19 protein-coding genes are annotated in these 21,661 nt (G+C 68.7%); 10 read left to right on the top strand and 9 right to left on the bottom strand.

Annotation, left to right across the window (positions count from 1 at the left end):
- The first annotated feature begins 12 nt into the window (after positions 1-12).
- Positions 13-1,308, top strand: a complete 1,296-nt coding sequence (locus RIE32_06020) for a PP2C family protein-serine/threonine phosphatase (protein MEQ9095803.1) — start codon at positions 13-15, stop codon at positions 1,306-1,308.
- Positions 1,309-1,317: 9 nt separating this feature from the next.
- On the opposite strand, the gene RIE32_06015 is transcribed toward RIE32_06020, so the two are convergent.
- Positions 1,318-2,349, bottom strand: coding sequence for a 3'(2'),5'-bisphosphate nucleotidase (locus RIE32_06015; protein MEQ9095802.1), 1,032 nt, complete (start codon positions 2,347-2,349; stop codon positions 1,318-1,320).
- Between the two features lie 39 nt (positions 2,350-2,388).
- Between RIE32_06015 and mutL the strand changes: the two genes are divergently transcribed.
- Positions 2,389-4,278 (top strand): DNA mismatch repair endonuclease MutL, encoded by a 1,890-nt coding sequence (gene mutL, locus RIE32_06010; GenBank protein ID MEQ9095801.1) that lies wholly within the window; start codon positions 2,389-2,391, stop codon positions 4,276-4,278.
- 51 nt (positions 4,279-4,329) lie between these two features.
- On the opposite strand, the gene RIE32_06005 is transcribed toward mutL, so the two are convergent.
- The gene (locus RIE32_06005; protein MEQ9095800.1) at positions 4,330-6,957 is read right to left on the bottom strand and encodes a helix-turn-helix domain-containing protein; all 2,628 of its coding nucleotides are present in this window, start codon (positions 6,955-6,957) and stop codon (positions 4,330-4,332) included.
- 1,018 nt (positions 6,958-7,975) lie between these two features.
- Between RIE32_06005 and RIE32_06000 the strand changes: the two genes are divergently transcribed.
- From RIE32_06000 to RIE32_05985, 4 genes are all read left to right on the top strand, one after another.
- On the top strand, positions 7,976-9,232 hold the full coding sequence (locus RIE32_06000; GenBank protein ID MEQ9095799.1) for a GC-type dockerin domain-anchored protein: 1,257 nt from the start codon (positions 7,976-7,978) through the stop codon (positions 9,230-9,232).
- Positions 9,233-9,749: 517 nt separating this feature from the next.
- Entirely contained in the window at positions 9,750-10,529 is a 780-nt protein-coding gene (locus RIE32_05995; GenBank protein ID MEQ9095798.1) for an FKBP-type peptidyl-prolyl cis-trans isomerase N-terminal domain-containing protein, read from the top strand.
- Complete coding sequence (locus RIE32_05990; GenBank protein MEQ9095797.1) at positions 10,529-10,870, top strand: hypothetical protein; 342 nt, start codon at positions 10,529-10,531, stop codon at positions 10,868-10,870. The genes RIE32_05995 and RIE32_05990 overlap by 1 nt, the downstream gene beginning before the upstream one ends.
- Positions 10,871-11,215: 345 nt before the next feature.
- Complete coding sequence (locus RIE32_05985; protein MEQ9095796.1) at positions 11,216-11,710, top strand: ferritin-like domain-containing protein; 495 nt, start codon at positions 11,216-11,218, stop codon at positions 11,708-11,710.
- Between the two features lie 304 nt (positions 11,711-12,014).
- Here RIE32_05985 and RIE32_05980 read toward each other — a convergent pair whose 3' ends face one another.
- Positions 12,015-12,263 (bottom strand): hypothetical protein, encoded by a 249-nt coding sequence (locus RIE32_05980; protein MEQ9095795.1) that lies wholly within the window; start codon positions 12,261-12,263, stop codon positions 12,015-12,017.
- Between the two features lies 1 nt (position 12,264).
- A complete protein-coding gene (locus RIE32_05975) occupies positions 12,265-13,065 on the bottom strand; it encodes a TatD family hydrolase (protein ID MEQ9095794.1) in 801 nt (266 codons plus the stop codon).
- Between the two features lie 39 nt (positions 13,066-13,104).
- Between RIE32_05975 and RIE32_05970 the strand changes: the two genes are divergently transcribed.
- Positions 13,105-14,544 (top strand): transglutaminase family protein, encoded by a 1,440-nt coding sequence (locus RIE32_05970; GenBank protein MEQ9095793.1) that lies wholly within the window; start codon positions 13,105-13,107, stop codon positions 14,542-14,544.
- Complete coding sequence (locus RIE32_05965; GenBank protein MEQ9095792.1) at positions 14,541-15,506, top strand: NAD(P)H-hydrate dehydratase; 966 nt, start codon at positions 14,541-14,543, stop codon at positions 15,504-15,506. Before RIE32_05970 ends, RIE32_05965 begins: the two co-directional genes overlap by 4 nt.
- Here RIE32_05965 and RIE32_05960 read toward each other — a convergent pair.
- Positions 15,503-15,643 (bottom strand): hypothetical protein, encoded by a 141-nt coding sequence (locus RIE32_05960; protein ID MEQ9095791.1) that lies wholly within the window; start codon positions 15,641-15,643, stop codon positions 15,503-15,505. The two genes, RIE32_05965 and RIE32_05960, sit on opposite strands and share 4 nt — an antisense overlap.
- 15 nt (positions 15,644-15,658) lie before the next feature.
- Positions 15,659-17,875: an excinuclease ABC subunit UvrB gene (locus RIE32_05955; GenBank protein MEQ9095790.1), complete on the bottom strand. Its 2,217-nt coding sequence runs from the start codon at positions 17,873-17,875 to the stop codon at positions 15,659-15,661.
- A 123-nt stretch (positions 17,876-17,998) separates the two neighbouring features.
- On the opposite strand from RIE32_05955, the gene RIE32_05950 reads away from it, so the two are divergent.
- Entirely contained in the window at positions 17,999-18,169 is a 171-nt protein-coding gene (locus RIE32_05950; protein MEQ9095789.1) for a hypothetical protein, read from the top strand.
- Between the two features lie 258 nt (positions 18,170-18,427).
- Here the strand turns inward: RIE32_05950 and RIE32_05945 are convergent, their stop codons facing one another.
- From RIE32_05945 to RIE32_05935, 3 genes are all read right to left on the bottom strand, one after another.
- Complete coding sequence (locus RIE32_05945; GenBank protein MEQ9095788.1) at positions 18,428-19,648, bottom strand: amidohydrolase family protein; 1,221 nt, start codon at positions 19,646-19,648, stop codon at positions 18,428-18,430.
- Positions 19,649-19,661: 13 nt separating this feature from the next.
- Entirely contained in the window at positions 19,662-20,300 is a 639-nt protein-coding gene (locus RIE32_05940; protein MEQ9095787.1) for a hypothetical protein, read from the bottom strand.
- A 94-nt stretch (positions 20,301-20,394) separates the two neighbouring features.
- A complete protein-coding gene (locus tag RIE32_05935) occupies positions 20,395-20,733 on the bottom strand; it encodes a hypothetical protein (protein ID MEQ9095786.1) in 339 nt (112 codons plus the stop codon).
- A gap of 200 nt (positions 20,734-20,933) precedes the next feature.
- Between RIE32_05935 and dapB the strand changes: the two genes are divergently transcribed.
- On the top strand, positions 20,934-21,656 hold the full coding sequence (gene dapB / locus RIE32_05930) for a 4-hydroxy-tetrahydrodipicolinate reductase (protein MEQ9095785.1): 723 nt from the start codon (positions 20,934-20,936) through the stop codon (positions 21,654-21,656).
- The last annotated feature ends 5 nt before the right edge of the window (positions 21,657-21,661 follow it).

Here is a 21,661-nt window from a genome sequence, read left to right as displayed (position 1 = left end):
GTACCCTTGCGGGTGAGCCCGCCGCTTCCGACCGCCGAACAGAGTTCCATCGATCACGTGGAGCTCTTGCGCGAGGCCAGCGAGGCCAGTTCGCTGGCCGAGCAGGGCTATCGCCTGCTGCGGCGCATGCGTTCGATGTTCGGCGCCGAAGTATTCATGAATTTCCTCGAGGAGCCGGATCGGCCCGGCTGGTATCGCGTTTGCACCGCGGTAGATCTACCCGAGGGTGAGCTGGATCCCGCCACGGTCATCCCCGGTGGACGATGGGGACTGGCGGACGAGCCCGCGCTCCACAAGGCGCCCTTGCTGGACGAGTTTGCCCGCCACCAGCGTCCGGCCACGCTCGACCTGTCCGGCGAGCGTCGCCTGCCGACCGTGCTGGGCGATCGGCAGTTGCCAGAGCACGCGGTGGTCCTGCCGATCTACCGAGGCGGGCGCGCCACCGAATGGGCCTTGTTCCTTCGCTCTTCACCGTGGGACCTTCAAGACCATCAACTGCTGACACTGACCCAGCTCTCGAACATGATGGCCCTCGCCGGCGAGCGTGAGGAACTCGTCGAGCGCGTCTCGGCATTGAACACCCGTCTCAGCCATTCGCTCGAGTCGATCCTGGACGCCCAGCGATCGATCATTCCGCCGGCCCCGCCGCGGGTCGATGGTTTGCGATTCGCCGTGTGGTACGAGCCCAGCGAGGAAGTGGGCGGAGACTACTACGACTTCCGCGACTTCGGCGACGGGCAGTTCGGCGCCGTGGTGGCCGACGTCTCGGGCCACGGCCCGCCCGCGTCGGTGGCGATGGGCATGCTGCGAAGCGTGCTGCTGGCGTATCGCGCATTTGGCAGGCCCGCCAGCACGGTGGTGACCGACGTCAACCGCGTGCTGTTCGAGAGCTTCCAGGGCGAACGCTTCGTGACGGCGATCTTCGTGGGCTTCTATCCGCAGACGGGCCAGTTCGTGTATGCCAATGCCGGCCATCACGTGCCGCGGGTGCGCCGGCGCGATGGCTCGGTCGAGGCCATCACCGGCGACGCCAGCCCGCCGCTGGGCATCCTCGAGCACCTCGACACGGTTGGCGCCGCGGGCATGCTGCACCCCGGCGAGTGCATGGTGCTCTACACCGACGGCATCATCGAGGCCTTCGACGAGCACGGCGAGCAGTTCGGCGTCGAGCGCCTCGACGAGGCCATCAAGCACGCCGAGCCCGACCCCGACGCCATCGCCGAGGCCATCCGCGTCGCGGTGGGGGCCTTCAGCGAGGAACGCGTGGTCGATGATCGGTGCGTGCTGGTGGTGGTGCGCGAGGGCTGAACTGCCCGCTCAGCCCAGCAGCCCCAGTTCCTTGATCGCCCGGATCACCCGCTCGTGCACGCTGGGCGGGGCGCAGACGATGCCGCGGTTGCGCTCCAGGCCCTTGCCGTGCTTGAAGTCCAGGGGCATGCCCGCCACGTCGCTGACGACGCAGCCGGCCTCGGTGGCCACCAGCGAGCCGGCGGCGTGGTCCCAGATGCGCTCGACGTAGCCCTTCCTGGTGGGCAGGCGCAGGTAGGCGTCGGCCTGGCCGCGGGCGACGACGGCGTACTTGCACTGGCTGTCGAGCCTGGCCGGCTCGCGCTCGGGGCCGACGAGCGCCATGACGCGCGCCGTGTCGTCGGTGCTGCTGTGGGCCTTCTCGACCGACATGCACGCGCTCACGGGCTCGTCGGGCGCCAGGTCCTTGCGCAGGATGCGTGTGGCGTCGGCCTTGGAGTCGTGCAGCGGCGCCTCGAGCGTGCCCTCGCCGGCGACGCTCAGGTAGATGCTGCCGTGCGGGTCGACCGCGTCCAGGGGCGCATCGTGGGAGGTAGGCAGGTTGGGGCAGGCCATGGCGCCCACGCTTGGCACGCCGTGGTCCAGCCATGCGAGGGCCACCGCGTACTGCTGGCCGCGCAGGAAGCCCTTCGTGCCGTCGATGGGGTCCAGCGTCCAGTAGCAGTGGTCGCCCGTGGGCTCGGCATCGCCCGCGTCGATGGCATCGAGGAACTCCTCCTCGGTCGCCTCGGGCCAGGCCTCGTGGGCAGCCTCGAGGGCGGCCCTCAGGTGGGCCGCGTGCTCGGGCTGGCGGAGGTATTCGCTGCCCTCTTCGCCCACAAGCACGATCGAGGCGCCCAGGTGCTGCTGGAGGACCTTGGCCACGACCGCCTGGCTGGCAAAGTCGGCGATGGTCACCGGGCTCTTGTCGTCCTTGGTGATGGCCCGCAGGTCGTCCAGGCGGGCCTGCACGGCCCGGCAGACGGCGGCGGCCTGGAAGACCGCCTCGCGGGCGGCCCGCGCGGCGGCGGCGGTGTCGATGGTGTTGGCGTTGGTCGGCATCGACCAGCGTAGCCCCGGGCCGCTCCTACGATGCCGCGGATGCCCGCTCCTTCCACGCACCAGGCCATCGATACGCTGCCCGAGATCCGCGCGCTCGACCCCCTGGTCATCAACCAGATCGCCGCGGGCGAGGTCGTCGAGCGGCCGGCCTCGGTGGTCAAGGAACTCGTCGAGAACGCGCTGGACGCCGGGGCCACGAAGGTGCGCATCGAGCTGGAGGCCGGCGGCATCGAGCTGGTCCGCGTGGCCGACGACGGCTGCGGCATGAGCCCCGACCAGCTTCCGATGGCCGTTGCCCCGCACGCGACCAGCAAGATCACTTCGCCCGACGACCTGGACGCCGTGGCGACGATGGGCTTCCGCGGCGAGGCGCTGGCGAGCATCGCGAGCGTCAGCCGGCTGCGCATCCGCTCGCGCACGCGGGGGGCGCGGGAGGCCTGCGAGCTGCGCGTCGAGGGCAAGGACGTCGACGGGCCTCGTCCCGCCGGCGGCGCTCCGGGCACGGTCATCGAGGTGCGCAACCTGTTCTTCAACACGCCCGCGCGGCGGAAGTTCCTGCGCACCGCCCAGACCGAGAAGCAGCGCTGCGTCGACGCCGTCAAGGGACTCGCCCTCGCCCGCCCGGCCATCGGCTTCACGCTCGTGTGCGACGGGCACGCCACCCTCGACCTGCCGGCGGATCAGAGCGCCCCGCAGCGCGTGCGGTCGATCCTGGGCCAGGACCTGGCCGAGGCGATGATCGAGGCGAAGGGCCTGGCCGCCGAGACGTACAACGTGAACCTCTGGGGCCTGGTCGGCCGCCCGCACGCGGCGCGCGGCAACGCCAAGGGCCAGTGGATCGTGCTGAACGGGCGCGTGATCCGCGACGCGAGCATTGCGCACGCATTGCGAGAGGCCTACCGCGGGCTCATCGAGCCGGGCCGCCACCCCGTCGCCGTGCTGCTGATCGACGTGGACCCCTCGATGGTCGACGTGAACGTGCACCCGGCGAAAGCGGAAGTCCGCTTCCGCGATTCGTCGGCCATCCACGCGGCGGTGCACGGCTCGGTGCGCGAGGCGCTGGCGGGCGCGGACCTGACGGCCTCGCTCGACGACGTCGGGTCCTTCGGTGGCGGCATCGCGCGACCCTGGCAGCCCTTCGTGCCCGCCGACGGCGCCATCTTCCGGGGACCGCAGGCCGGCGACCTGACCCAGGCCGCGCGTGAACAGGCGAACCGATTCACCGAGGCCGAGGTGCACGCGGTCCTGAACCGACCCGAGCCCCCCGAGGCGAGGACGCCCGGAGCGCAGGTCGAAACGAAGGACGCGGCGCCCGCCGGCATCGACCGCGCCCCCGACGGCCCGTGGATGCGCCGGGCCCATTCGATCCAGGCCATGCAGATCCGCGACAGCTACCTCGTTGCCCACGACGAGGACGGCGTGGTCATCATCGACCAGCACGCGCTGCACGAGCGCGTCATGTTCGAGGCGTTGCGCAGCCGCGTCGCCAGCCAGGGAACCCTGGAGAGCCAGCGGCTCCTGACCCCCGCCATGATCGGCGTCGCCGACGCGCCCGAGAAGCTCGAAGCCCTGGCGCCCATCCTGGCAACGCTGGGCATCGACGCCACGAGCGCCGGCCCCACGCGCGTGGCGGTGCACGCCTTCCCGAGCCTCTTGTTCAGCCGAGGCGTCGACCCGGCCGACTTCATGGGCGATCTGTTGGAAAAGGACGACCTGCCCCGCGACCAGGAGGACGCGCTGCGCGAGGTCCTGGACATGATGGCCTGCAAGGCCGCCGTCAAGGCGGGCGACGCCCTGAGCGACCAGGAGCTCAGCGCTTTATTGGAACTCCGCGAGAAGGTCGAACGCAGCGCGAGCTGCCCGCACGGCCGGCCGACCTCGGTGCGGCTGACGATGCGCGACCTGGAGAAGATGTTCGGGCGGAGGTAGTTGGGAAGAGACGGAGAGACGAAGGGGAGACCGAGGGCGGTCGCCCGCGTGCTACGCGGCGGACTTGGGCTCCTCCTCGGTCCGGTCCACGATGCCGTCGAAGTTCAGGAACGCGTGCTCGCCGAAGAGCTCGCGCGCGGCGTTGTCGTAGGCGTCGGCGGCGTCGATCTCGTCGTCGAAGCGGCCCAGGTGCCGGTGCACGCCCTCCTTGCTGATCTGGGCCAGCCACTTTCCGCGATCTTCGTCCCAACACACGCCCTTGTACCTTGACGTCGTCTCGTAGCCGGCCCGCACCTTGATCTTCCGGTTCCCGTGCGACCTCTGGGCGAGGTCCAGCACGACCAGGTTCTCGCGCCGGCAGTCCAGGAAGTCGCCGTTGGCGTGGCGGACGCAGCAACTCCGGCCGCTGACGCCAGTGATGAACTGCTTGAGCGGCTTCATCCGCCCGGTCATGGTCGACAGGACGACCGCGCCCGCGGTTGGAGACCCGTCGGCCCGCTCGGAGAGGTTCCAGTTCTTGCCCTCGACCAGATGCAGGTCGCCCGAATCGATGAGCGCCTCCATCCGTCCCTTGCCGGTGCGGATCGGCACGCGGACCACGCCCGGTCGATCCGGGTCGGCGTAGGGCTTGTGCAGCTTCTCCAGTTCCTCGGCGAACGCCTCGAGCTCGGCGAGCGTGTACATCTTGCAGCGGCTCTTGCCGTCGGGGGCACGTCCCCACGCGCCCACCGGCGTGCGGCCCTGGTGCTCCCAGTGCGACCACGTGGAAAACGGCACGCCGATGAACCGCGCCGCCTGCTGGCGGGTGTGGGTGTGCTCGCTCGTCGCCTTGGCGAAGCAGCGGACGCCCTGCGCGATCGCCGCCCTGCGGGCCTCCTCGACCTGCTGGGGCGTGTAGAGCTTCTGCAGCGAGCCGCGCTTGCCGCGCCGGCCCCATGCGCCCCTGGGCAAGAGGCCCCGCTTCTCCCACTTGGGCACCGATCCGGTCTCGATGCCCAGCAGCCTGGCCGCCTCGGCCTGACTCACGGTGTGCGCGTCGGTGGCGTCCTCGGCGTGGCCGAAGCCGATGGCGTCCAGCGCCGCCCGGGCCTGTCGTACTTCCTCGTGCGAATGCATCCGCCGCAGCCCGCCGTGGCCCGAGCCCTTGGGGTTCGTGCGCCAGCACCCGCGCGGGACCACGCCCCGCCGGCACCAGTACGTCCACGTGGCCTCGGAGATGCCCACGAGCGCGGCGGCGTCGGCGCGCGTCAGCGTGTGCTCGGGCGTGGCGGGGGGCTCGAGGATGCCGAGCTCGGTCGCCTTCGCGCGCACTTCTTCGACCTGCGCGGGCGTCCACACGTGCCTGCTGCCGCCGGTGCCCAGCGTGGGAGACAGCGGCGGCTGCACGCCCCTAGGCACCAGCCCCTCCTTCTCCCAGGTCGACCACATCGACACGGTGATGCCCAGCATCTTCGCCGCCTTGGCGCGGGTGATGGTGTGCTCGGCCGTGCCGCGCCCCTGCGCGCCCGGGTGCTCGCCCCGGTCGATCGAGGCCTTGAGCTCGTCGATCTGCTCGGGCGTGTAGAGGTTGATGCTCTTGCCGCTGGCGTCGCGGGCGGCCTTGTGGGCCTCGGGCAGCCAGCCCTTGCGATCCCACAGGTACCACAGCGGGCGTGAGATGTTGATCTTCTCGCAGGCCTCCAGCACGGTCAGGGCCGGCCTGCCGTCGATGGTCGGCCGCCGCTCGGCCTCGAGCCTTGCCATGGCCCGCTTGAGGGCCTCGACGTCCTCGGGCGTGTACAGCTTGCGCAGGCCGCCCTTGCCGGTTCCCTTGGGGTTGGGCGTCCAGCGCCCCTCGGGCAGCTGCCCGCGCTGGCTCAGCTCGTGCCACGCGTGGACGCCCACGCCCGCCAGGCGCGCCGCCTCCTGGTGGGTGATCGTGTGCCGCTCGGTCGCGACGTGGCCGGCGCCCGGGTGCTCGCCGCGTTGCAGCGACGCCTCCAGGGCGTCGATCTGGGCCCGGGTGTACACCTGCTCCTTGCCCATGGAGCCCGGCCACGTGCGGGGCGTGCCCATGGGAACCCAGCCCTTCTTCTGCCAGGCGTACCACTGCGTGCGCGAGAGGCCGATGCGCTGGGCGGCCTCTTGCAGCGTCACGGCCGGCTCGCCATCGATCGTGGGCCCCTGGTTCATGAACGCGGCCAGCGCCGCGCGGGCCTGGTCGACCTCGGCAGGGCTGAACATCTTGCGGCGCCCGCCCGTGCCGGTGGCCTTGTCGGGCGCCGTCCAGCGGCCGGGGGGGAAGCGGCCGCTCTTGATCATCTCGTACATGCGCGACTTGGAGATGCCCAGCATGTCGACGACCTCGTTGTACGAGATCGTGTGCTCGGGCGTGGCCGGCTCCGTTCGCTCCACGGCCGCGCGGGCGGCGTCGACCTCGGCCTGCGTAAAGAGCCGGACCGGGCGGTTGTGCTCGCCGCCTCGGCCGATCGTGCCCCTGGGCAGCAGCCCGCGCTTCTGCCAGCTCGCCCACGCGTCGGGCGTCAGGCCGACCATCGCCGCGGCCTGCTTGAGCGTGTAGGTCGCCGGCTCGCCGGTGGGCGAGTTGGTCGGTTCGCTGGCCGGGTCATTGGCCGGGTCGTTGGCCGGGTCCGTGGCGGGCTGGGCGGGGGCGCATCGATCGGTCTGCTTCTGGGTCATGCCGGGCTTATCGGCGTTCGATGGGGCCGGCTTTGGCCGATCCCGGCCGCCGGGGCTCTGGTCGCGGGCTCGGCAGATGCTGCGCGTCGCGGCCACGAAGCGTGCCGTCAAGGCCCACCCAAACCCAAAAACCCGAACATGGCCCTTTCCATCCAGAACCCAACCGTGAAAACCCTGAAAAACCGCCCTGGCGCGTCGTGGGGGCGGTCGGGCCCCGCCGGCAATCCGCTCGGACTCGAACTCCGAACGCTCGGGGACGAACTCCGAGCGTTCGGGGACGAGGTCCGAGCGTTCAGGGGAGAGGTCCAAGCGTTCGGGGACGGGCTCCGAGCGTTCGGACTCCACGGCCGAGCGTCCGGGGGTGGGCTCCGAGCGTTGGGGGACGAGGTCCGAGTGTTGAAAGATGGCGTGCGAGCTTTGGCGGGCGGTCCCTCGGCGTCCGGGCGTGTCCCCCGGGCGTCCGCGGCCCGCCCCCGAACGCCCCCACCAGCTCCGGCCGCGGACGCGGAGGGGTGGGCGTGCCCCCACGGCCACGAGAAACGGCCCGCGCGGGCGGGCCGTGGCGAGGGACGCTCTGGGGCGGCAGGCCTACGGCCCCGTCGCCGCGTCGGAGGCGTTCTGATAGATCGCTGCGTCGGTATCGCCATGTCCATGTCCACCCGGCGGGCGCCCAGCGAGAACAGGTCGTTGAACATGGCCATGTCGAACGTATCGACGTTCCCGTCGCCGTTGAGGTTGGCGTTGTTGCAGGCGACGTCGTTCTCGATGAGCCAGGTGTCGCGTGCATCGATCCTTTCGCAGCGGGAGCGATGGACCATTATCGGAGACGGGCGCGGCGTGGAATGGCCTTGCAATCGTTCCCCGTTTGCGTCACAATGAAGGCATGCGCATCCCCAACAGCGCCGTTGGCATCATGGCCCTTCTTGGCCCCGCAGCGGCCGCTTTCTCGCAATGCGAGCCGCAGACGCTCGAGCCACTGGGCATGCCCGAGGGCGGGAGCTTCGGTTCCAGGATGTTGATGGACGACCGGTTCCTCTTCATCGGCAACCCTGGCGAGCCCACACTCTGCCCGGATCCGTTCGACTGCGGTACCGGCGCGCTGCACGTGTTTGAGCTCGATGGCGACGGCTTGTGGCAACGCACGCAGCACATCGTGCCGCCGGACATCACGGTTGGCTCGGGGTTCGGTGGATCGTTCAGCCGCGATGGCGATCGGTTGCTCGTGGGTGCTGGCGGGGCCGTTGTCAATGGTGAGCCGGCTGGCAAGTCGTATCTCTATGAGCACGACGGGGAGCAATGGCGAGAAGTCTTTCAGTTTCGCCCGAGCGAACCAACGTTACGACAGGGCTTTGGGGGCGTGGTGGCGCTGGAGAACGACACAGCGATCCTGCGCCAGTATCGCCCGTTACAGCAACTGCTTATTTATGAGAAGTCCACCGATGGCTGGCATCTGGCGCAGACGATTCCATCGCCCCTCCCTCGATCAGCAGAATTTGGTCTCGATTTCCTGCTGAGTGGCGAGTGGCTGTTTGTTGGAGCGCCAGCTGACGAGACTGAAATGTTCCTTGGCGGATCACTCTTTGTGTACCGGCGCTCGGCCGAAGATGAGTTTGAATTCGACCAGCGAATCGTGCCGCCCGATGTTTCGGAGCCCATCGATTCTGGGCCGTTGTTCGGCGGCGGCATCCTCTACAACGGCCACACTCTCGCAATCGGGGGGGGGCTCGCCGATCGATCGTTTGTCGATCAGGGTGTCGTGTATCTCTACGAGCACGATGGGACGGAATGGATATTGTCGCAAGAGATCACGCATGAACCGGCTGGCCAGGGCCATCGGTTTTCTCCTCTTGACATGAGTGGCGGCCTGCTAACCGCAGCCACAGTTGACGAGACATCTGGCTCCGTCAACGGCGCTTCATACATATTCAGTCGCGACCCGGATGGCACGTGGAGTCAGGCCGCACGCATCGATGCCGCCGGCCGTACGGGCGGCTTCGGCATCGATACGGTGACCAATGGATCCCATGTTGCAATCGGAGCCGGCGACGCAGTCTTCGGCGGCTTCTCCGTCGGCCTCGTCCACGCCTACGACCTCGGCTGCCTCATCTGCGAGGCAGACCTCGACCTCGACGGCTCGCTCACGATCTTCGACTTCCTCGTCTTCGCCAACCTCTTCCAGGACGGGAGGAGCGAGGCCGACTTCGACGGCGACGGCGAGCTGACGATCTTCGACTTTCTGGCCTTTCAGAACGCCTTCCAGGCCGGCTGCCCATGAATCGGGGCGGGATCCAGGAAGAAGCTCGGGTGGAGCACGCGCGAAAAACCGGCCCGTGAGGCCGCCGCCCAGTGGCGGGCCGGGCTCGGTGAGCGCCCCGAGGCCATGCTGGCCGATCCGGCCGGGTGACGGGATCGCCTTGTCGCCCTGCTTTGTCGCCCTGCTGGCGGGGTGGCATTGCCGTGTCACGGCGGAGCCTTCTACGGGCTTCTCCCGTCGATGGGGGACGATGAACGCCCACACAACGACCAACTTACATGGTCCTTCCCGCCTTCAGCGCTGCGTTGCCCCCGGCGCCGCGTGACGGCCTCCTTCCTCGGGCGATACCGTCGGGATCGAGCTAACGTTGAGCGGTACGGCGTGCGGCCGCATGCGCAGTTCCACGTTGCCGGGACTCGCGGTTGCCGGTGGACCACGCGGGGGGCGATGGGCCGCCCCGAACAACGCAGCGATCGAGAGTGCGTCGCCGGCGGCATGGCGAAGCGCTCGCAGCGCAGCAACAGCAATGGAGAAGACCATGAAGAACGCTCGAACTTCCGCGGCGGTGCTGGGCATCGGCCTGGCCGCGGCGCTCGTCGGCGTGGCCGTCGTGCACGCGGCGCCCAAGGCCGACGCCCGTCCGTTGCAGCAGGACCAGGCCCAGAACCCCCAGCGCGTCGGCCAGGCCGATGCCGACGCGGTCGCCTACGCCATCGGCTACTTCCTGGGCGACGAGGTGCGCGCCGGGCTCGAGAGCGACGGCATCACGCTCGACAACGCCCGCATCGTCGAGGGCTTCTCGACGGGGGTCACGAGTCGGGCGCCCGAGGTCGACGCCCAGGCGATGGACGACGCCCTGGCGGCAGCCCACCAGGTCGTCGAAGAGCGCATCGTCGAGCGTCGCCTGCAGAACGACGCCGACTTCAAGGCCCTGCACGACCGCAACCTGGAGCGCAGCGAGGCCTTCCACGCCAGGTTCAAGAGCCAGCCCGGCGCCGTCACGCTGCCCAGCGGGGCCCAGTATCGGGTGATCGAATCGGGCGACGGCCCGGCGGTGGGCGATGCGGCCAGGGTCGTCGTGACGTTCCGCGGCGCCCTTCTTGACGGCCGCGTGTTCACCGAGGGAGAAGCCGTCGAGATCGAACTGGCCGACCTGACCCCCGGCGTGCGCGAGCTGATCCGCTCGATGTCCGCCGGCGACTGGTGGCAACTGGCCGTGCCCCCCGCGCTGGCCTACGGGGCCTTCGGCAAGCCCGAGATGGGCGTGGGGCCCAACGAGACCCTGATCGGCGACGTCAAGCTGCTGGAGGTGCGCTGATGCGTGGTCGAGACGTGAAGACGTGGCTGCTCGCCGGTGCGTGCGTGGCGCTGGCCTTCGGCGCCACGGTAGCCGTCGCGCAGTACGCGCTGGACTTCAACACGCGAGTGAACATGGGCGTGGGCAGCAACCGCTACAGCACGGGGTACTTTGGTCGCCGCAACACCTACCGGCCCTCGACCTACGCGTACCGCGCGCCGTCGCCATACACGATGAACCGCAACACGGGTACGTACACGTACAACTCCAACGCCGCGTTCGGGCGGTCGTACTACCGACCCACCGGCTACAACTACTCGGGCGGCTCCTACGCGTACCACCGGCGAGTGCGTTCGCGATAGGGCACGCGGCCCCCGACGCAACCACGTGGTGCGTGCACGCCCGCGCAGGGACGGGAAGCCCTGGACGGGCGTGTTGCCGCGCGCCGGACGCGTACGAGAATCCTTGACGATCGAACGGCGAACGCGGCATGAACGCTGACTCATGCCAACGCGTGCGCACGGCCTTGCAACGCGGGCGTGCGCCCGCGCGCCGTGAAATCGCCCTCATGGTTCGCACCGGCCCTTGAAGGCCGAATTCCATCGCTCGTAGCGTTCTCCGCGGCGCTGGAAGTGAAACCGAGTCGCCCGGCCCGAGTCGCAAAGCCCAAGTTGCGAAGCACGAGTCGTACAGCAGGAGGAACCACCATGAAGATCGACAGCCTCGAGAAGCTCTACGTCCACGAACTCAAGGACCTGCACAGCGCCGAGACGCAGATCCTCGACGCGCTGCCCACGATGATCAAAGAAGCCACCGACGTGGAGCTCAAGAAGGCGCTGGAGGCCCACCGCAAGGAGACCGAGGAGCACCTGGCCCGCGTGGACAGGCTGTTCGTCAACCTCGACTACGAGCCGGGCGGGCACAAGTGCAAGGGCATCGAAGGCCTGCTCAAGGAAGGCCAGGAGACCCTCGCCGAGACCGAGGACGAGGACGTGCGCAACGCCGCCATCATCGCCAGCTGCCAGCGCGTCGAGCACTATGAGATGGCCGCCTACGGCGTGGCCCGCGCCTTCGCCAGCAAGCTGGGCCGCCACGACGACGCCGAGGTGCTGACGACCACGCTCGAGGAAGAGGGCGCGGCCGATCGCACGCTCACCAACCTGGCCGAGCAGCGCATCAACTTCGCCGCCCGCACGAGCTGAACGAAAACGCGGGCGAGCAGTTGTCGCAGATGCGACACCGAGCCCTGATAAAGCCCCTGGCCACAGCCCCATGCGCATTTTGGTTTTCCGCACGTGTGGGAGATCACACGGGTGACGAGGGGGTGGTCTTGGTACGCTGCAAGCAAGAAGGCGTCAGGTGGATGAGAGAAATCAAGGCGGGAGAGCACAAAGCGGCGGCGCAGGTGAAGCGTCAAAGGAGTTCGGGCATGAACCGCAAGACTCGTGGCGGAGGCCGACGTCGAGCCCGACATTCCGCATCGCGGCGCACCCATGCGGCGGCGTCTCACAGCAGCCGGCAGCGATACATGACCATCCCGGGCATCCGGCGCGCCCGCACCCCGCTGTGGCACTTCGCCGTATGCCTGGTGGCGGTCGCCTTCTCGTTTGTTGGGTTGGCGTGGGTGTTCACCGGCGGTCCGGACCGAGCCCTCGCCGATGAGTCAGAGCCGGCAACGCAATCGCCGCCGGCGTTGACCTCCCAGTCGTTGCCCTCGGCGACGAATGCGCCCTGACCGCCGACGCACGGGTGCATGTCATTCGAAACGCGTGCGCACGCCGAAGAACCGTTCGGCATTCGCATCGGTCGCGCGTGCGAAGTCTTCGAGCGATTCGCCCCGCGCCTTCGCGATGAGCTTGGCCGTCAGCGAGACCATCCACGGCCGGCAGGGCCGCTCGCCGCGGACCGGCTGGGGGCTCAGATAGGGCGCATCGGTTTCGACCATGATGCGGTCGGCGGGCGTGAGCACCGCGGCTTCCATGACCTCGGGGGCGTTCTTGTACGTCGCCACGCCGGTGAAGCTGATCATGGCGCCAAGATCGAGCACCTGCCTGGCTTCGCTCGGTCCGGCCGTAAAGCAATGGAAGACGAAACGCTCGCCCGCGATGCCGCTGTCCTTGAGGATCGGGATCAGGTCGTCGAAGGCCTCGCGGCAGTGCAGCACGACGGGCTTGCCGGCGCCGGCCGTGCCCTCCTGATCGATCTCGCGGATGAGCGCGAGCTGCTCCATGAGCACGGGCTCCTGCAGCGAACGCGGCGGGTCGCTGTAGTGGTTGTCCATGCCCAACTCGCCCCAGGCCACGCATCGGTCCTGGGCGATGCAGTGCCGCAAGGGGGTGAAATCGAAGGGGCCTTCGGCGGCGTACAGGGGATGGATGCCCGCGCTGCACCAGACGTTCGGATGGCGCTGGGCCAGGTCCAGGCAGGCCAGGGCATTCGAGGGCGTGGTGCTGATGGTGATGCAGCCGGCCACGCCGTGGCGTGCGGCCTCGGCCAATTCCTCGGGCACGCGGCCCTCGAACTGCGGAAACGTCAGGTGGCAATGCGTATCGATCACGCCCAACCCTACACAAGCCGGGCTCTCTAGGATCCCGGCATGCTCCGCGTGGTGGCCATGGTGGGCGTTGTACTTGCGTTGGCGGCCAGCGCCGCCGCCCAGACTCGGTGGTACGTCGTCAAGCTCCGCGGCGAGCCCGCCGGATGGATGACCATCGAGCGCAGCCAGGCCGGGGACCTGATCACCACGACCACGGCGATGCGCGTGGCGGTGGGGCGGCAGGGGGCGATCGTCGTCACGGCATTCGAGAGCGAGGTCGTCGAGTCCACCCACGGCAACCTCCACGGCATGCGCCGCCGCATCGAGGGCGACCGCGACGAGGTCACGGCGTGGCGCTTCGACGGCCGCACCGTGCGGGTCGAGGACGACGGACAGGCCACGACCGAGCCGGCGCCCGAGGGCGTCTACGTCGGGCCGGATGCCGAGCGCCGATACCTGGCCGAGCGCATCGCCGCGGGCGATGCGACCATCAGCACGCAGGTGGCCGACCCGCTCAGCGGGCTCGACCCGGTGCCGACGCGGCGCACACGCACGGGCGAAGAGTCCATCGACGTGCTGGGCGAGCCGATCAAGGCCGTGCGCTTCGAGACCCGGCGCGGCGATGAGGAGCGGGTGGTGCACGAGTGGCTCGACGCCCAGGGCCACCTCGTGCGTGCCGTGACGTCGATCGGCGCGGTTTCCCAGGAAATCGTGCTGAGCGACGAGGCGACGGCCCGGCGGGCGCTGGCCAGCCCGCCCGACCTCATCGACGCCACGCGCGTGACGGCTTCGAGAGCCATTCGTGGGCACCAGCGCGTGCGTTCGGCTATCTTCGTCCTCCGCGGCGAAGACGTCCCCGCATTGACCACCGGCCCGCAAGAAGCCCAGCGACTCGAAGGCGGCGCCGTCCGCGTAACGATCGATCTGAACGACTCGGGACCGGCGGCGCAAATCGACGAGCAGGCCCGACAGCGATATCTCGCGGCCACGCCGCTGCTGGAGATCGACGACGCGCTCGTACGTGAGCTGGCCGAGCGGGCAACCCGTCAGTTGCCGCCCGCCGCGACCGCCCGGGCGCAGGGCGAGGCGTTGCGTTCGTTCGTGCACCGCTACATCACCAGCAAGAACCTCGACGTAGCGCTGGCCAGCGCCGCGACGGTGGCGCGTGACCGTTCGGGCGACTGCACCGAGCACGCGACGCTGCTGGCGGCCATGCTTCGTGCTCGCGGTATTCCCTCGAGGCTCGTGGCGGGGCTGAGCTACGAAACGGCCGCCCCCGGGGCGCCGCCGGCGTTCGTGTATCATGTGTGGGTGCAGGCGCTGGTCGAGCACGACGATGACGCGCGATGGCTCGACCTGGACGCTACCCAGCGGCTTCGCCCCAGGCACGCGGCGCAGATCGCCCTCTCGGTTTCCGACGGCGCCGACGCGAACGACTTGTGGAGAGAACTGGTGCCCACGCTCGGCGCGCTGACGATCGACGTGGAGGCGACGCGATGACCGGAAAGCTGCCCCGTCCCCGGCTCCCCGCGCGCCCGAATGCGGGCCACAAGGGCGACTTCGGACGCGTCGCCGTGGTCGGCGGGTGCGCGCTGGCGCACACACGCATGCTCGGGGCTCCGGCCCTGGCGGCCCACGCGGCGACGCGGTCGGGCGCCGGGCTGGTGCAACTGGTGTGCCCCGAGGGCGTGCTGAACGAAGCGCTGGGGATCTCGGCCCATGCCACCGGTCGATCGCTGCCGACCGATGCGCGCGGCGCCTTGCTCGCCAGCGAGGCGGTTGCCGTGCTCGACACCGTGCTCGAAGAAGCCGATGCGCTGGTCATCGGGCCGGGGCTGGGCCGTGGTTCAGGGCCCGCGGCGCTGGCGCTACGAGCCATCCAACAGAAGGCCATGCCCGTGGTGATCGATGCCGACGCGATCAACGAACTGGCCCAGACGCCCCAACTCGCCCTGGACTTCCACGCGCCGGCGGTCGTCACGCCGCACCCAGGCGAATTCGCCCGCCTGGCCGACGCCCTGGGCATGGACGCCAACGCCACCGACGACACCCGGCGTCCCGCTGCCGCCGAGGCGCTCGCACAACGCCTGGGCTGCGTCGTGGTGCTGAAGGGCGCCCGCACCGTCGTCAGCGACGGCATCCAGACCTGGAGCGACGAGACTGCCGACTCGGCTCTTGCGACCGGTGGCACGGGCGACGTGCTCGCGGGCCTCCTTGGCGGACTCATCGCCCAGCATGCACGGCCCGTGATGCACGAACTGGCCCGAGCGAAGCTTGGCGAGCGTGTGAAGCACATGGGCGACGACGGCAAGCTCACGCTCTTCGAGATCGCCCGCTGCGCCGTCGTGGCCCACGCCCACGCGGCCCGCCTCTGGCGAGAGAGCCATCACGCCGACGCCGGGCTGACGCCGATGGAACTTGCCGAAGCACTGCCCGAAGCGGTTACGGCGCTGCGCGGCTAGGGGGCCTGTTGCTGCTGTGGCGGGGGCGGCGGGTTGGCCTGGTGCCACTTCCACCGCGTGTACAGCATCAGGCCGCACAGGATCAGCCCGATGCCGAAGCCGATGAAGTAGGTCTTTAGCTTTTCGCGTCGGTCCATTGCTCGTGAGGGTCCTCAGGAAGTCCGCTTCTTGCGCCGCGTGGGCTTGCTGCCGGGGGTGCCGGGCTTGCCGGCCTTACCGCGTCGCTGACGCTTCTTCTGCTTGCCCTCGTCCAACTCGCTGCGGCGGACCTTGGCCGTGTCGCCCTGGGCCAGGCGTTCCTTGAGCTTGCGCGCCTGGTCGCGCAGCCGGGCGGCCTTCTCGAACTCCAGCGACTGGGCCGCCTCGAGCATCTCGGCCTCCAGTTCGCGCATGAGTTCGGCAATGTCGAAGGCCTCTTCGGCGCTGCCGGCCGCCTCGCGTGCGGTCTTGCGGGCGCGGAGCTGCATTTCGATGCCGCGGCGGATCTCCTTCTTGATCGTCGCGGGCGTGATGCCCATCTTCTCGTTGTAGGCAGTCTGCTTCTCGCGGCGGCGGTCGGTCTCGTCCAGGGCGTCGCGCATGCCCGGGGTGACCTTGTCGGCGTACATGACCACGCGGCCGTTGACGTTCCGCGCTGCCCGGCCCATGAGCTGGATCAGGCTCGTCGGGCTGCGCAGGAAGCCCTCCTTGTCGGCGTCCAGGATCGCCACCAGCGCCACCTCGGGCAGGTCGAGGCCCTCGCGCAGCAGGTTGACGCCCACCAAGACGTCGAAGGCGCCCTCGCGCAGATCGGTGATGATCTCCAGCCGCTCGAGCGTCTCGATATCGCTGTGCAGATACCGCGTCCTCAGGTCGTTCTGGTCGAGGTAGGTGGCAAGGTCCTCGCATAGGCGCTTGGTCAGGGCGGTGACAAGGACGCGATCGCCGCGCGCGACGGCGGCCTTGCACTCTTCGAGCAGATCAGGCACCTGTCCATCGGCGGGCTTGACCTCCACGCCCGGATCGAGCAGGCCCGTGGGCCGGATGACCTGTTCGGCGATCTCCCCGCCCGTGCGTTCGAGCTCGTAGGGCCCCGGCGTGGCGCTCACGAACATGAGCTGCGGCGCCATCCGCTCGAATTCCTCGAACCGCATGGGCCGGTTGTCGAGGGCGCTGCTCAGGCGGAAGCCGTGGTCGACCAGCGTTTCCTTCCGCATGCGATCACCGTTGAACATCGCGCGGATCTGCGGCAGGGTCACGTGGCTTTCGTCGATGATGATCAGCCAGTCGTCGATGTTGGGCCGCTTCGCACGCCGCTCGTCGTCGCGCCGTACGAGTGGATCGCTCGATTCGGCCCTGGGCATCATGCGGGCCTCGCCCATCTCCGGCCGGGGCGCATAATCGAAGTAGTCCAGCAGCGTGAACGGCCGCTCGCCGGGCATGCGTCCGTCGAAGAACCGGCTGTAGTTCTCCACGCCCGGGCAGCTCCCGGTCTCGCGGAGCAGGTCCAGGTCGTACTTGGTGCGGGCCAGCAGGCGCTGAGCCTCGAGCAGCTTGCCCTCGCTGCGCAGCTCGAGAACGCGTGCATCGAGTTCCCTGGAGATGTCGTCGCAGATGCTCTCGATCTTCTCCTCGGGCAGCACGTAGTGGACCGCCGGGAAGAGGTGGAAGATCTCCGCCTCGTCGAGCACCTCGCCGCTGGTGGGATTGATCAACTCCAGCCGGTCGAGTTCGTCGCCGAACAGGTCGAGCCTGACGGCGAACTTCTCGGACGCCGGCCAGACCTCTATGACGTCCCCGCGCGCGCGGAAGCGGCCGCGGCTGAACTCGTAGTCGCTGCGCTTGTACTGCATGGCCGTCAGGCTGGCCAGGAGCTGCCGTCGATCGACGCGAACGCCCTTGCTGAAGGTCAGCACCTTGTCGCCGTACGCCTCGGGCGACCCCAGACCAAAGATGCACGACACGCTGGCGACGACGACGGTGTCACGTCGGCTGAGGATGTTGCTCGTCGCGGCCAGGCGGAGTTGGTCGAGGTCCTCGTTGCGGCTGGCGTCTTTTTCGATGTAAATGTCCCGCTGGGGGATGTACGCCTCGGGCTGGTAGTAATCGTAGTAGCTGACGAAGTAGTTCACGCTGTTGTGCGGCAGGAACTCCTTGAGCTCCTCGTAGAGCTGGGCCGCCAGCGTCTTGTTGTGGCTGATGATCAGCGTGGGCTTGCCCAGCCGCTGCACGACGTTGGCCATCGTGAAGGTCTTGCCCGTGCCGGTGGCCCCAAGCAGCGTGGCCGCGTCGGCCCCGGACTCCAGCCGCTTCGTGAGCGCCTCGATCGCCGCGGGCTGGTCGCCCATGGGCTTGAAGCTACTGACGATTTCGAACGGGCGGGGGGGCATCAACAGAGTCTAGGAAACCGACTCCCACCGCCGAGCCCGATCGAGCCGCTCACGGGCGGATGTGCCGGGTTCCGCGACAGAACTCGGTGGATCGCCGTACTCATGGAGAAGCAGGGCTGAGAAATGCGGCCACTGAATCAATGTCGAGTGTTCCTGGGCGCTCTTTCGTTGGCAGCGATGGGCGGCGTCGCGGCCGGGCAGGTCTGCACCTGGTCTGGCCTGGACGGCGGCGCCAGCGGCGGCTTCGGCCTGAGCGTTCAGACGCTGGAGGTCTACGACGACGGCACGCGCTGATGACTGCCCCGCCGTCCTCGACGACGACGGCGAGTTGACCGTCTTCCACTTCTTCGCCTCCCAGAGTGCTCTCGTTGCAGGCTGCCCGTGAACCAGAAAGGCGGGCCCGACCCGAAGGTCTGAGCCCGCCCGAGAGAGCGAGGGTTGAGGCGCCGAGCCGACGTACGTCTGGGGCGGCACGCTTATGTGTAAATAGAACGCAATAGTTTGGAACGATTCTGATTTGCTCCGGGAAAGCACCTAGCAAAATGCGTGGTTCTACGCATCCGCGTCAAAGCACGCCCACGCCTCGGCCTGCGAGATCGCTTGCCCCGGTGCGATGCCGTCCTCAAGACGCATATTCGCCCGCCCGCGATTGGTCGCCGCGAGGATCGAGTCTTCGGGGTCGGGCCGCACGATGGGCGTATCGCTGCCGAAGAGGATGTCGCGGCCGGGCTTCAGGCCGCTGTCGATCAACTCCCGCAGCGGCAGCACGCGGTCTAGCCGATCTGGGCAGGCCCGCCGCAATGCCTCGATGTCATACAGAAGGTGGCACGGCTGCACGCTGGCGATGACGCCAAGCTCGGCGAACCGTGGTACGTCGGCCTCGTCGATCACCTCGGCGTGCTCGATGCGCACGGTGCCCCTCGGCGCCCGCGCCCGCTCGGTGGCGTCGAGCACCGCCCGCACGGCGGCATCGCCGATGGCGTGGGCGGCCAGTTGCAGTCCCTCGCTCATGCACAGCCGGATGGCGTCCTCGATCTGCTTGTCGCTCATGAGCTGCATGCCCGACGGATGTTCGGCCCGGCCATCGGCGAAGGGGTGGAGCATCCATGCCGTGCGGCTGTTGAGCGTGCCGTCGACGAAGATCTTGCCACCCGCGAGGCGGATCTGGTCGGACTGCCAGTCGTGCCGAGTCTTGAGGGCTTCGGGGAGGTCCTGGACCAGGGGGTACAGCGAGAGTTCGAAGGCGTGCGGTCGTTGCAGCCCCGCGAGCGCAGGGCCGAGGTCGGGCTGGGACTTCAAGTCATGCACATGGGTGAAGCCATGCGTCGTGAGGTGCTCGATGGCCCGGAGCAGTGCCGTTGGGTCGACGCCCTTCGGTTCGAGTTGCTTCCACGCCAGGCCGGCAGCGGCCTCATAAAGCACGCCCGAGAGGGTTCCGTCGGGCTTCCTCCCGATCTGGCCTCCCTGCGGATCCGGACTACTGACATCGATGCCGATGGTCGACATCGCGTTGGAATTCACCATGATGGCGTGGTAGTCGAAGCACCACGCCGCAACGCTTGCTTCCGGGCTGGCGTGGTCGAGCTCATCGAGCGTCGGCCAACCCGGCTCGACCCATGATTCAGGCCGAGCTCCGTGCGCGAGCACCACGTCGCGCCCGATGGCCGCATCGGCGATGGCGTCGAGCATGTCCTGTGCGGTGGCGCAGGCGTCCAGTTGCACCATGTCCATGGCTCGACCGTGCGCCAACACGTGCGCGTGCGCTTCCCGCATCCTCACCGGCCGCTCACCCACCCAGCACCTCCTCGATCGCCGCCCTGGCCGCCGCCTCATCCATCGCCGGCTCTTCGAACCCCAACCGCAGCACGTCGAAGGCGGCCTTCACGTGCACGCCCCATTCATCCACGCCCACCGCGATGGGCGACTCGGGCCGCACGCCGGTCAGCCTCGCGCACGCGTCGGCCAGCTTCGCCCTGTCGCCATTGAGCAACTTGCACAGCGCCGGCACGTGCGAACGCAGCGGATTGGGCGTCAGCACGTCCTCAGCCACCTGCGTGCGTCCTTGGTCGTCCGCATACCGAGCGAACGAGACTGCAAGCGACACCAACCGACACTTCGGGGGTGTGGAGCCGTGGTAGGCCAGCCAGCGGTCGGCCTCGATCTCGGCCGGGTCGGACAATTGGCCGACTCCGCTGGGAGGCTCGAGCGAGAGTTCGATGGCCGGGTCCAACTCCTGCCGCGCCGCGAACGACCAGTGGCCGGCCTCGTCCAGGTCCCGGTGCATGGGCAAAGTGACCAAGCCGCCCGCTTCGGCGACGACCAGGCGGCATGGCTCGGCCCCGGCCTCGCAGACCAGGACGCCCGCGAGGTGTGCGAGCAATCGGGCCCGTGCGTCTCGATCGTCGGCGTGCGTGTCGGTGCGCATGGGTGATTGTTGCCGCGTGCTGCGTCGGGCGCAACGAAAACGGCGATCCGGTTCGACCCGGATCGCCGAGAGAATGCCTGGCATGGGCGGTGCGTCAGCGACGCACGGTGCGGCGGGTTGCCTTCTTGCGTGCGCCGGTCTTGCGAGCAGCAGTCTTGCGCGTGCCGGCCTTGCGGGTGGCCTTCTTGGCGGCCTTCTTGCGGGTTCCGGTCTTGCGAGCGGCGGTCTTGCGGGTCGCCTTCTTGCGAGTGGCCTTCTTGGCCGTCTTCTTGGCGGCCTTCTTGCGGGTGCCGGCCTTGCGGGTTCCGGTCTTGCGGGCGGCGGTCTTGCGAGCGCCGGCCTTGCGGGTTGCCTTCTTGCGGGTGGTCTTCTTCGCCGTTTTCTTGGCCGCCTTCTTGCGGGTGGCCTTCTTCCTTGCGGCTTTCTTCGCCATGAGCAAACTCCTGCTCTCATGCCCGACTTCGCCTGGTTACCACACGCGCCGATGTGCGAGCCGGGCATTCGGTGGACAAAGGGCGCGCGCAGCGTGTATCGGGTGTGTTCCCCACGCGGCTTGAGTAGTCTACTAGAACTTTCCGTTTCGTCCACATTTTTTTCATGCCCTCGAATGGGCCTGTCACGCGATACATGACCATGTCACGACCCATCTCCATCCTGCTCGTGGGCGCCTCGGGCGCTCTTGGTTCGCGCATCGATGCGCTCGCCACCGGCGATGATTGCTTCGACGTCGTCGCGCGCATCGACCGCGAGCATCCGCATGCCCACGCGTGCGACCTCGCGCGCCAGAATCACGAAATTCTCGTGGATTTCTCGCATTTTGGCGCGATTCCCGATTCGATCGCGCTTGCCAGAGATCGCGCTGCGCCGTTGCTGGTTGGCACCACCGGGCTCGAGCAGGAGCACCTTGACGCGCTTGCCGAGTTGTCGACGAGCGTGCCCGTGCTGGTCGCGCCAAACACCTCCGTCGGGTGCGTCGTGCTCATCCACACGGTCCAGAAAATCGCCCGCGCGCTGGGCGAAAATTTTTTTCCGTCAATTGCAGAATGGCACCGTTCGGGGAAGGTCGATGCCCCTTCGGGCACCGCCAATGCGCTGCGGGCGGAGATCGAAAAGGCATCGGACGGCGCTTCCCGGTTTGGTTCAATGAGCGTCGCATCGGTGCGCGCAGGGGGCATCGTGGGCGAGCACGTCGTCCGATTCGATGGTCCCGATGAGACGTTCGAACTCTCGCACACGGCGCACTCGAGGGACCTGTTCGCGCGCGGTGCGCTGCGTGCCGCGGCATGGCTCGTCGACCAGAAGCCCGGCCGTTACGACATGACCGACGTGCTCGGACTGGCATCCGAGAAGGGATAAAAACC

The organism is Phycisphaerales bacterium, assembly GCA_040221175.1.
In the GTDB taxonomy this organism is placed as follows: Bacteria; Planctomycetota; Phycisphaerae; order Phycisphaerales; family UBA1924; genus JAHCJI01.
Note: the sequence above shows the minus strand (reverse complement) of the source record. Positions and strands in the feature narration are given on the sequence as shown.

Excerpts from the sequence above, each read along its gene's own strand:
- RIE32_06015 (MEQ9095802.1), bottom strand. The coding sequence starts at position 2,349 with ATGCCGACCAACGCCAACACCATCGACACCGCCGCCGCCGCGCGGGCC.
- mutL (MEQ9095801.1), top strand. The coding sequence starts at position 2,389 with ATGCCCGCTCCTTCCACGCACCAGGCCATCGATACGCTGCCCGAGATC.
- RIE32_06005 (MEQ9095800.1), bottom strand. The coding sequence starts at position 6,957 with ATGACCCAGAAGCAGACCGATCGATGCGCCCCCGCCCAGCCCGCCACG.
- RIE32_06000 (MEQ9095799.1), top strand. The coding sequence starts at position 7,976 with ATGGACGACCGGTTCCTCTTCATCGGCAACCCTGGCGAGCCCACACTC.
- RIE32_05995 (MEQ9095798.1), top strand. The coding sequence starts at position 9,750 with ATGAAGAACGCTCGAACTTCCGCGGCGGTGCTGGGCATCGGCCTGGCC.
- RIE32_05990 (MEQ9095797.1), top strand. The coding sequence starts at position 10,529 with ATGCGTGGTCGAGACGTGAAGACGTGGCTGCTCGCCGGTGCGTGCGTG.
- RIE32_05985 (MEQ9095796.1), top strand. The coding sequence starts at position 11,216 with ATGAAGATCGACAGCCTCGAGAAGCTCTACGTCCACGAACTCAAGGAC.
- RIE32_05980 (MEQ9095795.1), bottom strand. The coding sequence starts at position 12,263 with ATGCACCCGTGCGTCGGCGGTCAGGGCGCATTCGTCGCCGAGGGCAAC.
- RIE32_05970 (MEQ9095793.1), top strand. The coding sequence starts at position 13,105 with ATGCTCCGCGTGGTGGCCATGGTGGGCGTTGTACTTGCGTTGGCGGCC.
- RIE32_05965 (MEQ9095792.1), top strand. The coding sequence starts at position 14,541 with ATGACCGGAAAGCTGCCCCGTCCCCGGCTCCCCGCGCGCCCGAATGCG.
- RIE32_05960 (MEQ9095791.1), bottom strand. The coding sequence starts at position 15,643 with ATGGACCGACGCGAAAAGCTAAAGACCTACTTCATCGGCTTCGGCATC.
- RIE32_05955 (MEQ9095790.1), bottom strand. The coding sequence starts at position 17,875 with ATGCCCCCCCGCCCGTTCGAAATCGTCAGTAGCTTCAAGCCCATGGGC.
- RIE32_05950 (MEQ9095789.1), top strand. The coding sequence starts at position 17,999 with ATGCGGCCACTGAATCAATGTCGAGTGTTCCTGGGCGCTCTTTCGTTG.
- RIE32_05945 (MEQ9095788.1), bottom strand. The coding sequence starts at position 19,648 with ATGCGGGAAGCGCACGCGCACGTGTTGGCGCACGGTCGAGCCATGGAC.
- RIE32_05940 (MEQ9095787.1), bottom strand. The coding sequence starts at position 20,300 with ATGCGCACCGACACGCACGCCGACGATCGAGACGCACGGGCCCGATTG.
- RIE32_05935 (MEQ9095786.1), bottom strand. The coding sequence starts at position 20,733 with ATGGCGAAGAAAGCCGCAAGGAAGAAGGCCACCCGCAAGAAGGCGGCC.
- dapB (MEQ9095785.1), top strand. The coding sequence starts at position 20,934 with ATGTCACGACCCATCTCCATCCTGCTCGTGGGCGCCTCGGGCGCTCTT.